Genomic DNA, 13951 nt, shown 5'->3' with positions numbered 1-13951 from the left:
TCAGCGCGGCCGGACCACCACTTCTTGCAGCTGTGCCTCGACGGGGGTGCGTATGGCGCCGGCCACCACTTCGGCGACGGTGTCGGGACGCAGGAAGCGGGCCGCGTCGTACTCGCCGCCCTCGTAGGCGACCAGATCTTGCTGCATGTCGGTGTCGACCCGGCCCGGGTAGACCGTGGTGACCCGTAGCATCGGCTCGTCACTGCGCAGTGAATCCGCGAACGCCCGTAGCGCGAACTTGCTCGCCGAATACGACGCCATGCCCGGAGAAACCCGTTGCCCGGCACCGGAGTTGATGAAAACCACCTGCCCGCGGGCCGCCCGCAACGCGGGCAACAGAGCCAGAGTCAGGGCCACCGCACCGAACACGTTCACCTCGAAGGTCGCCCGCCACTCCTCGATATAGGACTCGCCGGCAGCTCCGGGCAGCATCACCCCGGCGTTGTGCACCAGCACGTCGAGTTCGTCGACGATCTCGGTGGCCGCGTCGATCCCGTCGATGTCGGCCAAGTCGAGCGGCCAGGTGGTGGCGCCGAGGCGCTGCGCCACCGCGTCCAGACGCGCTGACGGCCGACCAGCAAGCAACAGGGTGTGGGTGGGCGCCAACGCCGCTGCTATCGCCGAACCGATACCGCCGCCGGCTCCGGTGATCAGGGCAGTCGGCATTACCCGCAATCCATGGGGCAGCCCGCATCGCCGGCGGCTGCCGGTTCGACACCATCACAGGTGGCCAGACGCTCCAGGGGCTCGAGCGCGCGGGTCAGGGTGTCGAGTTCTTCCTGGCTGAGCTTGTTCAGCATCGCCGCCAGTGCCGCGTGCCGGTTTGCCAGCGACTCGCGGTGGCTCGCCAGACCTTCGGGGGTGATGTCGACCAGCACCGCCCGCAGATCGGAGGGGTCGCGGCTGCGCTTGACCAGCCCGATCTTCTCCAGGCGACGGATCGCCACCGTGGTGGTGGGGGTGCGGACCCGCTCGTGGGCGGCCAGCTCGGTCATCCGGATGGGACCCCGGTCCAGCAGCGTGATCAGAATCGACAGCTGAGCCAGCGTGAGTTCGCCGGTCGGGGTCCCTCCGCTGATGTCGCCACGCCGCAGGATCGAGAACAGTTTGGACAGCGAACGGTGCAAGCCTTCTGCGATCGCCGTCACCTGCGGCGTATCGGCCTTGCTCTCCGTCATAGTTCGCCAGTCTAACCGGTGACCGTAAAGAGGGTTGACAACTCGTAGAGGTTGCTGTCACAACACCTGGGACAGGAACTTCTGCAGTCGCTGCGTCTCGGCGTTGTCGAAGATCTGATCGGGCGGACCGGACTCCACGACCTTGCCCCGGTCCATGAAGACCACCGTGTCCGAGGCCGAGCGAGCGAAGCCCATCTCGTGGGTGACCACCACCATCGTCATGCCGTCGGCCCCGAGTTCGGCGATCAACGCCAGGATTCCCTTGACCAACTCCGGATCCAGCGCCGAGGTGGCTTCGTCGAAGAGCATCACCTGCGGTTGCATCGCCAGCGCGCGGGCGATCGCCACCCGTTGCTGCTGGCCGCCGGAGAGCGCCGACGGGCGGGAGGAGGCCTTGTTCTTCAGTCCGACCCGGTCCAGCAGGCTCAGCGCGAGCTCGCGGGCGGCGTCGTCGGACATCCCGCGCAGCTTGCGCGGAGCCAGGGTGATGTTGTCCAGCACACTGCGGTGCGGGAACAGATTGAAATGCTGGAACACCATCCCGATCCGCTGGCGCAGCTCGTCGGGGTCGTCGGCCAACACCGATCGGCCACCCAGCAGGACGTCGCCGCCGTCGGGTTCGTGGAGCCGGTTCAAGGTGCGCAGCATCGTCGACTTACCCGACCCGGAGGGGCCGATCACCGCGGCGGTGGCTCCCGCCGGCACGTCGAGGTCGACTCCGCGCAGGACCTGGTGCTTGCCGAAGGACAACTGGATCCCTTTGGCCGCCAGCGACACCGGCTCGCGCGCTGCGGGAGTCGTCATGTCATCTCCTGACTGGAGATTGCCGCGCGCAGCTCGACCGAATCGTCGGCCTCGGGCGGCCTACCGCGACGCAGCCGATGATCGACGACGTTCACCAGGTGCGTCAGCGGGATGGTCAGGGCCAGGTAGAGGATGCCGGCGGCCACCAAGGGGGAGAGGCTGCCGGTCTGGGCGTTGAAGTCGCGGCCCACCTGGAACAACTCCCGCTGACCGGCGACCAGGCCGAGGAAGTACAGCAGTGCCGATGCTTTGAGCAGGGCGATGAACTGGTTGACCAGCGCGGGCAGCACCCGCCGGATGCCCTGCGGGATCACCACCAGTCGCATCGCCGCCGGGTAGCCGAAACCCAGTGCGCGCGAAGCCTCCAGCTGGCCGGACTCCACACTTTGGATGCCCGAGCGCAAGATCTCCCCGATGTAGGCCGCGGCGGTCAGCCCCAGCGCCGCGATCCCCAGCGGGTAGGGGTTGTTGTGTGTCAGGCCGCCCACCAGCGGCCCGACCGCCAGGCCGATGAGCAGGATGATCAGCACCTCGGGCAGGCCCCGGAAGATGTCGGTGTAGATCCGCGCCGGCCAGCGCAGCCATCGGGTGCGCGAGATTCCGGCCACGGCCAGCCCCAGCCCCGCCACCAAGCCGATGGCGCCACCGCTCACGGTCAGCAGCAACGTGTTGGGCAGACCGGTCTTGAGCAGGTCCGGCAGGGCGCGCCGGTACAACTGCCAGTCGAAGAAGGAGTCGCGTAGCTGTGCCAGAGTGGATTTGGGCGTGTACGGCTCGGACTCGGGCCGGTGATGCCGGGCCGCTATCGCAGCGAAGTCCGGTAGATGCGGGGTGGCTGCCGACTTGGAACCCGGCTGCCAGTCCGGCGGCAACGGCCGAGGCACCCAGTCGGTGAACAGCTGCGGCCAGGTGCCGTCTTCGATGACAGCGTCCAAGCCGGAGTTCAGCGCCGAGATCAGCGCGTGGTTCCCCTTGGCTACGGCGTAGGCTTCGAAGCCGGCCGGGCTGAATGTGTAGCCGACGATCTGTGCGGGATCGCCCGGCTTCAATAGGTTCAGTGCGGTCAGCGACGGCGCCACCCACGCGTCGACCTGGCGGCTTTTCAGGCTGGCGTACAGCGTGATCGAGTCGGGGAACCGGACCGGTTCGACTTCCAGGGCGTCGACGGTGTAGGCGTCTTCGACTGTGCCCTGAACCACCCCGATGCGCTGGCCGCTGGCCAGGGCGTCGAATCCGGTGATCCCGGACCCGGCCGGAACCACCAATGCCATGTAACCGAAGTCGTAGCCGTTGGTGAAGCCGACGGTGCGGCGGCGCTCGTCGGTGGCGTTGATCGACGCCGACCCCACGTCGAAACGTCCCGACTCCACCTGGGCCAGCAGGCCGAAGAAGTCGGTGCCGACGAAGTGGATCCGCAGGCCCAGCTTCTTGGCGATGGCCCGTAGCAGTTCGTTGTCGAACCCGCTGTAGCGGCCCTTGGCGTTGATGCAGTTCGTCGGGGGGCTTTCGGTCTGCGTGCCGACCGTCAATACCCCGGGGGTGCCCAACCCCAGTTTGGTCACGTCGATCGAACTCAGCGGCTCGACGCCGGCCGTGGTGTATTTGTCCTCGCGCGGCCGTTTGGCGTTGGCCAGTTTGACCGGCAACGCGACGGCAGCCTGCTCCCCGGGCGGGGTGCACAGGTCCGGGGCGGCCCCGGCCGGTGGCACTGCCGCCAGACCGCCCACGATCATGCACGTGGCGATGAACGCCGCGAGCCTTATTGCTGGTCGCGCCATCGGCACAGCGCCTCGGCGGCGGTCAGGTCGTAGTCGGGTCCGCTGCTGCCGATGGTCAGCAGGCTCACCCCGAGTCCGGTCAATGTGTCGGCCTCGGCCAGGAATTCGGCCACCGTGCCCCGTGTCTGGTCACCGCCCAGCGCCGCCGAGTGTTCGATCGTGGCGGGGTTTCGCCCGACGGCGGCGCAGTGCTGCGCCAGCACGGCTGCCTTGTGCGGGTAGCTGTCGGCGTCGGCGAAGCTGTGCCACATGTCGGCGTGCTCGGCGACCAGGCGCAGCGTCTTGCGCTCCCCGCCGCCCCCGATCAACAGCGGGATCGCGCGAGTCGGCGGCGGATTCAACTGGGCCAGGCGGCTTTTGATCCGCGGCAGTGCGCCGCCCAGGTCGTCGAGGCGGCTGCCCGCGGTGCCGAACTCGTAGCCGTATTCCCGGTAGTCCCGGTGCTTCCAACCCGCCCCGATGCCCAGGATCAGCCGGCCGTCGCCGATGTGGTCGACGGTGCGGGCCATATCGGCCAGCAGCTCCGGGTTGCGATAGGAGTTGCACGACACCAGCGCGCCGATCTGGATGCGCGAGGTCTGCTCGGCCCAAGCGGCCAGCATGGTCCAGCACTCGAAGTGCGGTCCGTCCCGGTCGCCGTAGAGCGGGAAGAAATGGTCCCAGTTGAAGGCGATGTCGACACCGGAGTCTTCGCAACGCCGGACCGCATCGCGGATGGCGCCGTAGTGCGCCGCATGTTGGGGCTGCAATTGGACGGCAATGCGGATGGGCCGGGCCATCACGCCACTTTATCCCCGGAATTGCGGATTGATGCGGCGCTTCCAGCTTCGCCTCGCCCCCGGCGAGCCTCGCCAAATCGCCGGGCATCAGGCGAGTGGAACCGACGGGTAGGTATCAGGCGAGGGTCATGCGAAGCAGCTCGACCAGCACGCGAGGCCGATCACTTTGCACGGAGTGACCGGCACCGTCGACCACGTGGGTGGTCAGCCCCGGCGAGCGTTGCGTGTACTCGGCGACGTCGTCGGCGGTCACAAAGAATGAATCGCCGCCGCGGATCAAGGTGGTGGGCGCGGTGATCGCCGAGACATCGGTCCACAGTTCGGTGAAGTCGCCGACGGAGCGGATGGTGTCGTAGCGCCATGTCCAACTGCCGTCCGGCAACCGACGGGTGTTGTGAAACAGCCCGCGTCGCAGTGACTCCAGATCCCGGTGCGGCGCCGCGACTGCGGTGACGGCCAGCAGCGACTCGAAATCGGGGAAGGTCCGGTCGCCTTGGGCCAACGCCACGGTTCCACGGTCGGCGGCACTCATCTCGGCGTGGCGCTGCAACGCCGACGGCGTCACATCCACAATCGCCAACCGGCGCACCAGCTCGCCGGCGGTGGCCGCCAGGCGGATCGCGGTTAGCCCGCCCAGGGACATGCCGACCACCAACTCGGCGTCCGGTGCCAGCTCCTGCAGCACGGGCGCCAGAGTGGCGGCATTGCGCTGCGGCGAGTAGTCGCCGTCCTCACGCCACGCCGAACGGCCATGGCCGGGCAGGTCCACCGCCAGCGCGGGCTCGCCGAGCCCGAGGATGACGGTGTCCCAGGTGTGAGCGTTCTGCGCACCGCCATGCAGGAACACCACCCGCGGCGGTGCCGAACCCCAGCGCAGCGCACTGACTTCACCGGTGTCGATCCGCTCGACTTCGGGCGGCGCACCGGCCAGACCGGCCTGCTCGGCGTTGCCCCCCAATAGGGCGAACTCCGAGAGGCCGGCCAGCTCGTCGTCAGTCATGTTCGGCGCAGAGTCGGCTTCTAGCCGACGATGAATTCCTCGAGCTGGGCGCGGGCGACGTCGTCAGCCAGCTGCTTGGGCGGGCTCTTCATCAGGTACGCCGATGCCGGCAGGATCGGTCCGCCGATGCCGCGGTCCTTGGCGATCTTGGCGGCACGCACCGCGTCGATGATGATGCCGGCCGAATTCGGCGAGTCCCACACTTCGAGCTTGTACTCCAGGTTCAGCGGTGCGTCACCGAAGGCGCGGCCCTCGAGGCGCACGTAGGCCCACTTGCGGTCGTCGAGCCAGGCCACGTGGTCGCTTGGTCCGATGTGGACGTTCTTGTCTTCGACCTTGCCGGCCAGCGAGCCGGTGAGGTTGGAGGTGACGGCCTGGGTCTTGGAGACCTTCTTGGACTCCAGCCGCTCACGCTCGAGCATGTTCTTGAAGTCCATGTTGCCGCCGACGTTGAGCTGGTAGGTGCGGTCGAGGGTGACACCGCGGTCCTCGAACAGCTTGGCCATCACGCGGTGGGTGATGGTGGCGCCGACCTGGCTCTTGATGTCGTCGCCGACGATCGGCACGCCGGCGTCGGCGAACTTCTTGGCCCACACGGGGTCGGAGGCGATGAACACCGGCAGCGCGTTGACGAAGGCCACGCCCGCGTCGATGGCGCACTGGGCGTAGAACTTGTCGGCCTCTTCGGAGCCCACCGGCAGGTAGGAGACCAGCACGTCGACCTTGGCCTCACGCAGGGCGGCGACCACGTCCACGGCCTCGGCGTCGGAGACCTCGATGGTCTCGGCGTAGTACTTGCCGATGCCGTCCAGGGTCGGGCCGCGCTGCACGATCACGTTGGTCGGCGGCACGTCGGCGATCTTGATGGTGTTGTTCTCCGAGGCGAAGATGGCCTCGGACAGGTCGAAGCCGACCTTCTTGGCGTCCACGTCGAACGCGGCGACGAACTTGACGTCGCGGACGTGGTACGGGCCGAAGCGCACGTGCATCAAGCCGGGGACCGTGGAGGTGTCATCGGCGTTCTGGTAGTACTGGACGCCTTGGACCAGCGAGGACGCGCAGTTGCCGACGCCGACAATGGCGACCCGCACATCCGTCGTTTGCTCAGTCATTTTCGACGCTCTCCTTTTTCTGCTTTCACTGCTGACGTGCTGTGTTGTGTTTCCCCAATGCCCGCGTCCGTATGCAGGATCAGGGTTGTTCGGCCCGGCCCTGCGATACGCGTTCGGCCGCGATCAGCTCGTTGAGCCACTTGACCTCCCGCTCACTGGACTCCAGCCCGAGCTGGTGCAGTTGGCGGGTGTAGCGGTCCAATGAGTTGCTGGCCCGTGCCACCGCGTTGCGCAGGCCTTCCCGGCGTTCTTCCACCTGCCGGCGACGGCCTTCGAGGATCCGCATCCGAGCCTCGGCGGGGGTGCGGTTGAAGAACGCCAGGTGGACTCCGAAGCCGTCGTCGGTGTAGTTCTGCGGGCCGGTGTCGGACACCAGCTCGTTGAATCGTTGACGGCCGGCGTCGGTCAGCCGGTACACCCGCCGGGCCCGGCGCACCGGGGTTCCCGTCGGTGCGGCGTCCTCGGCGATGACCCCGGCCAGCTGCATGCGCCGCAGCGCGGGGTACAGCGAGCCGTAGGAGAACGCCCGGAACGCACCCAGCAGACCGGTCAACCGCTTCCGGAGCTCGTAGCCGTGCATCGGAGACTCGAGCAGCAAGCCCAAAATGGCAAGCTCAAGCACTCCAATCACCTCCTGAGATGGCGTAGCTACGACCGGTCGACGGTTCGCGACATAGTATCGCGCCGATATAACCAAGCCCAAGTGGCTATTGTTCGCCTGGTGTTCAGACCGCCGAAACGAGCGGGTTCGTCGTCGCCGGATCTCTTGCTCGCGGAACGACACCGCTCGCCGAATCCGCTGGTCAGGACGGATAATTGATGCGTTTGACTGTGCCGTCGCCCGCGAAGGCGATGTAGCCGCTGCCGTAGTCGCTGGAAACATACACCGACAGCGATAGAGCCCCCGGTGTCGTGGGATCCCGAGCCGGATCGACGATCAGGTAGGTGCTTTTCACATCGGCTGGTTTGATCCCGAGCGTCTCGGGAGCTCCACGCAGGATCCCAACCGCAGCCTTGACGTCGAATGCGCCCAGATCAACCAGCACGTCATCACTGCTCTTGGACGAGGTCGAGGGGTCATCCCAGCCGCCGCGGTAGGAGTAGTCCAGTTTGCGGCGCTCCTCGCCCGGGTCGGGCCGATCCAGAGATGCGTAGTCGGGGTAGACCACCAGCCGGTAGCCCATGGTGTCGCCGAACTTCTGGCGCGCCTGCTCCAGTAGGCCGGTGAGCCCGCCCAGGGACTGCAGCTGTCGTGGTGGGGTGAGCACCACCGGCGCGACGCCGTCCGGCTTGGCCCCGGGATCAGAGGTGAAACTCAGCGGGGAGCTGGTGTTTCCGTATATCGCCCAGCCGAGCAGCATGCCCGCCACCAACGCGGTGCCCAGTGCGCCCAATGCCTTGATGGCGACACTGCGTACGCCGAACTTCGTGGGACTGCCCAATGCCGGCAGCTTGACCGGCGCGGTCTCGGTCTGCAGGTCACCGACCAGGGAATGCAGGTCTCCCAGGGTCACGGCTCTGGTGGCCGCGCTGATTCGCTCCTGGTGCTCGGCGCTGGACACCTGCCCCTCGCCCAGTGCGCTGTCCAGAATCCGGCAGACGTCGTCCCGGTCGCTGTCCTTGGCCCGCGTGCCTGCGGTCTGCCGTGTCGCCACGGCGACGATCGTAAAAGAAGGCTGCCCGGTGGTGACGGCGAATCCGGCGGTTGGCGCCGGTTGGGGGCGTTGATCGCGAGCGTCGGTGAGGACCCGACGTACTCTGGTCACCGTGCGATTGCAGCGACAGGTAGTGGACTACGCGCTCCGGCGCCGTTCCCTGCTGGCCGAGGTCTACTCCGGGCGTACCGGGGTCACCGAGGTGTGCGACGCCAACCCGTATCTGCTGCGCGCCGCGAAGTTCCACGGCAAGGCCAGTGCGGTGGTCTGCCCCATCTGCCGCAAGGAGCCGCTGACCCTGGTGTCGTGGGTGTACGGCGACCAGCTGGGTGCGGTCTCGGGCTCGGCACGTTCCGCCGAGGAACTGGTCCTGTTGGCCACCCGCTTCTCGGAGTTCTCGGTGTACGTCGTCGAGGTGTGCCGGACCTGTAGCTGGAATCACCTTGTGAAGTCATATGTGTTGGGCCTCGCGAGCCCGCCCAAGGGATCCCGCGGTCGACGGCCGGCACGCAGCGGAGCCCGTACCGCCAGTGAGTAAACATCACGACGACGGGTCCGATGCTGGCTCGGCCCGGCCCTCCGACGCTGCCGGCCGGCGCCCGCCGGCGGGGCCGGATGACCGACAGACCACGATCATCCCGGCGGTCGACGACGCCGTGACCGCCGATCTGCGGGACCCGATCGACGCGGTCCGGGCCGCCCTCGACGGGACACCTCCACAACGCGAGCAGACGTTGAGCGGCCGGATTCCGCGGCGCGAGCCACCGCCGGAGAAGCCGACCGGGTCGCCGCCGCGGCGGGCGGAGCGCTCCGCTCCCACCGACGCACCCGCGGCGCCGAATCCGCTGGAATGGCTGCGCGCGCATCCGCCGAATTGGCGGTGGATCCGGCGCGGGTTCTACACCGCCGTGGTGGTGATGCTGCTGTTGCCGGTCATCACCTTTGCGATGGCCTACTCCATCACCGATGTGCCCTCGCCCGGCGACATCCGGACCAACCAGGTGTCGACGATCCTGGCCAGTGACGGTTCCGAGCTGGCCAAAATCATTCCGCCGGAAGGCAACCGCGTCGACATCGACATCAATCAGGTACCGGTCTACGTGCGGAGCGCGGTGTTGGCGGCCGAGGACCGAGACTTTTACTCCAACCCGGGCTTCTCGGTGTCGGGTTTCGCCCGTGCGATCAAGAACAACCTGTTCGGTGGTGACACCCAGGGCGGTTCGACGATCACCCAGCAATACGTCAAGAACGCCCTGGTCGGTTCCGAGCGGGCCGGCATGGGCGGATTGGTCCGCAAGGCCAAAGAGCTGGTGATCGCCACGAAGATGTCGAGTGCGTGGCGCAAAGACGATGTGCTGCAGGCCTATCTGAACATCATCTACTTCGGCCGCGGTGCCTATGGGATCGCCGCGGCGTCACGGGCGTACTTCGACAAGCCGGTCGAGGAGCTCGATATCGCCGAGGGTGCGCTGCTGGCCGCCCTGATCCAGCGGCCGTCCACCCTGGACCCCGCGGTCGATCCCGAAGGCGCCCTCGACCGGTGGAGCTGGGTGCTCGACGGCATGGTGGAGACCGGAGCCCTTTCCGCCGGTGAGCGCGCCGCCCAAGAGTTTCCGTCCACGGTGTCGCCCGAACTGGCCCGCAGCCAGAACATCACCACCGGGCCCAACGGGCTGATTCAGCGGCAGGTCACCAGTGAGCTGCTCGAACTGTTCAACATCGACGAACAGACGCTCAACACCCAGGGCCTGCAGATCACCACCACCATCGACCCGACGGCGCAGGATGCCGCCGAAGAAGCGGTGGCTACCTATCTCAAAGACCAGATCCCCAACATGCGGACCGCGGTGGTGTCCATCGACCCGCGCGACGGCGCGGTGCGCGCCTACTACGGCGGATCGGATGCCAACGGCTTCGACTTCGCCCAGGCCGGACTGCAGACCGGGTCGTCGTTCAAGGTGTTCGCCCTGGTGGCCGCGTTGGAGCAGGGCATCGGCTTGGGTTATCAGGTCGACAGTTCACCGCTGACCCTCGACAACGGCCGGACCAAGATCACCAATGCTGAGGGCGAGGGCTGCGGTGTCTGCAACATCGCCGAGGCGCTCAAGCGGTCGCTGAACACCGCTTACTACCGGCTGATGCTCAAGCTCAAGAACGGGGCGCAGGACGTCGCCGACGCCGCGCATCAGGCCGGGGTTGCCAAGAGCTTCCCCGGCGTGCCCCACACCCTGTCGCAGGACGGCGGTCCGCCCGAAGGCGGAGTGGTGCTGGGCCAGTACCAGACCCGGGTGATCGACATGGCTTCGGCGTACGCGACGCTGGCGGACTCCGGCATCTACCACCCGCCGCACTTCGTGGAGAAGGTGGTCAGCGCCGACGGCCGCGTCTTGTTCGATGCGAAGACCTCGGAAGACACCGGCGAGCAGCGCATCTCCAAGGCGGTCGCCGACAACGTCACCGCCGCCATGCAGCCCATCGCCGGCTGGTCGCGCGGGCACAACCTGGCCGGCGGACGGCCGTCGGCGGCCAAGACCGGAACTACCCAGCTGGGCGACACCGGGGCCAACCGGGACGGCTGGATGGTCGGCTACACGCCGTCGCTGTCGACGGCCGTCTGGGTGGGCACCACCGGGGGAGACGAGCCGCTGGTGAATCAATGGGGTGGTCCGGTCTACGGCGCGGGCATTCCGGCCGACATCTGGAAGGCCACGATGGACGGCGCCCTGAAGGGCACCCCCAACGAAACCTTCCCCACGCCCACCGAGATTGGCGGTTATGCCGGCGTCCCGGCCGCGCCGCCACCGCCCCCGCCGATGGACGCCGGCCCGCCGGCACCGCCGGAGGAGACCGTCATCCAGCCGACGATCGAGATCGCGCCGGGCATCACCATCCCGATCGGTCCGCCCACCACGATCACGGCCGCCCCGCCGGCGCCGCCGGTGCCGCAGGCGCCCGAGCCGGGCGGCCCGCCTGCGGCCGAGCCGCTGCCCCCTGCGCCGTAGTGCGTTTGTGACCTCGTTTCAACCCGATGGTGAGTCCACGGAAGTAATCTGTTGGCCATGCGACTGCGGCGACGTGTGGGGGATGACTGGCTGCTTTCGCCGATCGCCGAAAAGGGTTGCGGCCGAATCGGGCTGGCGAAGGGCCGGAAGCCCGACTCCTACCTGCAAGGACGCCCTGGGCGCCCATGAAAACGCGGGGCCCGACAGCGCCGGGTGCCGACAGCGCTGAAGAAGAGCACTTCTTAACGACGACCGACGTCAAGCCCACCGACGAAGCGAGCGGGACGGACGCCGACACCGCCGCAGACAAGTCCGCCGACTGCACCGATGACGAGTCGGACCGCCAGGAGCGCCTCGACGCGGTCAAGGCCGCCATGGAGCGCCCGCGCCCGGACAGCGAAACGCCCCGTTTCCCAGCCGAATCGCCGGCAGCTCTCCCGGAAGACCTGGCAGCCGAGCTGACCCAGCATGAATCGCGGCGACGGAAGTGGCTCTGGGCCAGACGCGGCCTGTACGCTGCCGCCGCTACGCTCCTGGCGGTACCGGTCGTCACCTTCGCGATGGCCTACCGCACGGTGGAGGTCCCCGAACCCGGTGACATCCACACCACGCAAGTGTCGACAATCCTCGCCGTCGACGGCACCGAGCTGGCGAAAATCGTTCCGCCGGACGGGAATCGGATCGATATCAAGCTGGATCGGGTACCGGTTCACGTACGTGACGCGGTGTTGGCGGCCGAGGACCGCGACTTCTACACCAACTCCGGCTTCTCGGTCTCGGGGCTGTTTCGGGCGGTCAAGAACAACCTGACCGGCGGTGACACCCAGGGCGGTTCGACCATCACCCAGCAGTACGTCAAGAACGCGCTGGTCGGGTCCGAGCGGGCTGGCATGGGCGGACTGGTCCGCAAGGGCAAGGAGCTCGTCATCGCCACCAAGATGTCCGAGGCGTGGTCCAAGGACGAAGTGCTGGAGGCCTACCTCAACATCATCTACTTCGGCCGCACCACCTACGGGATCAACGCGGCCGCCCGGGCGTACTTCGACAAGCAGGTTGAGGACCTCACCGTCTCCGAGGGCGCCTTGCTGGCGGCGGTGATTCAGCGGCCCTCCGCGTTGGATCCGGCGATCAACCGAGACCGCGCCGTCGACCGGTGGAACTGGGTACTCGACGGCATGGTGCAAACTGGCGCCCTGACGCTCAGCGAGCGGGCCAAGCAGTTCTTCCCGACGACGATCCCGCCTGACCAGGCGCGCAATGCCGACCAAGCCTCCGGGCCCACCGGGCTGATTCAGCGCCAGGTCACCGAAGAGTTGCTCGACATGTTCCACATCGACGAGCAGACCCTGAACATGGAAGGCCTGCGCATCACCACCACGATCGACATGAAGGCGCAGCGGGCGGTGGAGAAAGCCGTCAGAGCGGCCATGGCTGGGCAAAAACCGGCAATGCGGACCGCTGTGGTCTCCATCGATCCACGCAACGGCGCGGTGCGGGCCTACTACGGCGGCGACGAGGTCGGCGGCTTCGACTTCGCCCAGGCCGGCTTGCAGACCGGTTCCTCATTCAAGGTGTTCGCCTTGGTGGCGGCGCTGAAACAGGGCATCGGCCTGGGTGAGCAGATCGACAGCGGCCCGCTGACGGTCGGCAAGACCAAGATCAGCAACGTGGGCGGCGCCAGCTGCGGAGTCTGCAACATCGCCGAGGCACTCAAACGGTCGCTCAACACGGCCTACTACCGGCTGATGCTCAAGCTCAAGCACGGACCGCAGGACGTCGCCGATGCCGCACACCAGCTCGGCGTCGCTAAGAGCTTCCCGGGTGTCGCGCACACTCTGTCGCAGGACGGCCTTGGCGGGCCTCCGGAGAACGGCATCGTGCTCGGCCAGTACCAGACCCGGGTCTTCGACATGGCGTCGGCGTACGCCACCCTGGCCGACTCCGGGATGTATCACCGACCGCACTTCATCGCGAAGGTCGTGGGCCCTGACGACCGGGTGCTCTTCGACGGCACAGCGGCCGCCAAGGACTCCGGCGAGCAGCGGATACCGAAGGCGGTCGCGGACAATGTCACCGACGCGATGAAAGCGATTCCGAGCTGGTCGGGCGGGCACGACTTGGCTGGTGGGCGCCCGGCCGCGGCCAAGACCGGCACCACCCAGCTCGGCACCACCGGGGCCAACCGGGACGCCTGGATGGTCGGTTACACGCCGACCCTGTCGACCGCGGTCTGGGTGGGCACCACCGGCGGCGACGAACCGCTGACGAACAAGTGGGGCGGGCCGGTATACGGCGCTGGCCTGCCGGCCGACATCTGGAAAGCCAGCATGGATGGCGCGCTGTGGGGTGACCCGATCGTGCAGTTCCCCAAGCCCACCGAGATCGGCGGCTCCGCCGGCGTGCCGACCAGCGTGCCTATCCCGGTGCAATACGACTGGTATTCGCCGCCGCCGCCTCCACAGGACGTTGATGAGCCGCCGCCTCCGCCGCCGGGCTTCCCGATGCCGGAGCCCTTTCCGCCACCCCCACCCCCGCCACCGCCGCCTCCGCCCCCGCCGCCTCCTCCACCACCCCCGCCGCCGGAGCCGCCCCCGCCCCCGGCGCCGGAGTTTCTCCCGTGAGCCAGGAGACGACCGAACGATC

At 67.8% G+C, this 13951-nt stretch carries 12 protein-coding genes; 3 read left to right on the top strand and 9 right to left on the bottom strand.

All coding sequences use genetic code 11. The annotated features are described in order from the left end of the window. The 9 genes from NM962_17375 to NM962_17335 form a co-directional block, all read right to left on the bottom strand. Nucleotides 1-666, bottom strand: coding sequence for an SDR family oxidoreductase (locus NM962_17375; GenBank protein UVO11692.1), 666 nt, complete (start codon nucleotides 664-666; stop codon nucleotides 1-3). Next, nucleotides 666-1178: a MarR family transcriptional regulator gene (locus tag NM962_17370; protein UVO11691.1), complete on the bottom strand. Its 513-nt coding sequence runs from the start codon at nucleotides 1176-1178 to the stop codon at nucleotides 666-668. Before NM962_17370 ends, NM962_17375 begins: the two co-directional genes overlap by 1 nt. A gap of 57 nt (nucleotides 1179-1235) precedes the next feature. Then, complete coding sequence (locus NM962_17365) at nucleotides 1236-1982, bottom strand: amino acid ABC transporter ATP-binding protein (protein ID UVO11690.1); 747 nt, start codon at nucleotides 1980-1982, stop codon at nucleotides 1236-1238. Beyond that, the gene (locus NM962_17360) at nucleotides 1979-3760 is read right to left on the bottom strand and encodes an ABC transporter substrate-binding protein/permease (protein ID UVO11689.1); all 1782 of its coding nucleotides are present in this window, start codon (nucleotides 3758-3760) and stop codon (nucleotides 1979-1981) included. Before NM962_17360 ends, NM962_17365 begins: the two co-directional genes overlap by 4 nt. Continuing rightward, complete coding sequence (locus tag NM962_17355) at nucleotides 3742-4539, bottom strand: LLM class F420-dependent oxidoreductase (protein UVO11688.1); 798 nt, start codon at nucleotides 4537-4539, stop codon at nucleotides 3742-3744. The genes NM962_17360 and NM962_17355 overlap by 19 nt, the downstream gene beginning before the upstream one ends. Before the next feature lie 115 nt (nucleotides 4540-4654). Next, nucleotides 4655-5539, bottom strand: a complete 885-nt coding sequence (locus NM962_17350) for an alpha/beta hydrolase (GenBank protein ID UVO11687.1) — start codon at nucleotides 5537-5539, stop codon at nucleotides 4655-4657. A gap of 20 nt (nucleotides 5540-5559) precedes the next feature. Continuing rightward, nucleotides 5560-6651, bottom strand: coding sequence for an inositol-3-phosphate synthase (locus NM962_17345; protein UVO11686.1), 1092 nt, complete (start codon nucleotides 6649-6651; stop codon nucleotides 5560-5562). A 79-nt stretch (nucleotides 6652-6730) separates the two neighbouring features. Next, nucleotides 6731-7273 (bottom strand): PadR family transcriptional regulator, encoded by a 543-nt coding sequence (locus tag NM962_17340; GenBank protein UVO11685.1) that lies wholly within the window; start codon nucleotides 7271-7273, stop codon nucleotides 6731-6733. 181 nt (nucleotides 7274-7454) lie between these two features. Continuing rightward, complete coding sequence (locus NM962_17335; protein UVO11684.1) at nucleotides 7455-8306, bottom strand: DUF1707 domain-containing protein; 852 nt, start codon at nucleotides 8304-8306, stop codon at nucleotides 7455-7457. A 112-nt stretch (nucleotides 8307-8418) separates the two neighbouring features. On the opposite strand from NM962_17335, the gene NM962_17330 reads away from it, so the two are divergent. The 3 genes from NM962_17330 (at nucleotide 8419) to NM962_17320 (ending at nucleotide 13929) form a co-directional block, all read left to right on the top strand. Next, nucleotides 8419-8844 (top strand): DUF5318 domain-containing protein, encoded by a 426-nt coding sequence (locus tag NM962_17330; GenBank protein ID UVO11683.1) that lies wholly within the window; start codon nucleotides 8419-8421, stop codon nucleotides 8842-8844. 94 nt (nucleotides 8845-8938) lie between these two features. Beyond that, nucleotides 8939-11308, top strand: a complete 2370-nt coding sequence (locus NM962_17325; protein UVO14801.1) for a penicillin-binding protein — start codon at nucleotides 8939-8941, stop codon at nucleotides 11306-11308. 185 nt (nucleotides 11309-11493) lie between these two features. Beyond that, nucleotides 11494-13929 carry a penicillin-binding protein gene (locus NM962_17320; protein UVO11682.1) on the top strand — a complete coding sequence of 812 codons (2436 nt, stop codon included), beginning with the start codon at nucleotides 11494-11496 and terminating at the stop codon, nucleotides 13927-13929. Nucleotides 13930-13951 lie beyond the last annotated feature (22 nt).

It is taken from the genome of Mycobacterium sp. SVM_VP21 (assembly GCA_024758765.1).
GTDB lineage: Bacteria > Actinomycetota > Actinomycetes > Mycobacteriales > Mycobacteriaceae > Mycobacterium > Mycobacterium heraklionense_C.
Note: the sequence above shows the minus strand (reverse complement) of the source record. Positions and strands in the feature narration are given on the sequence as shown.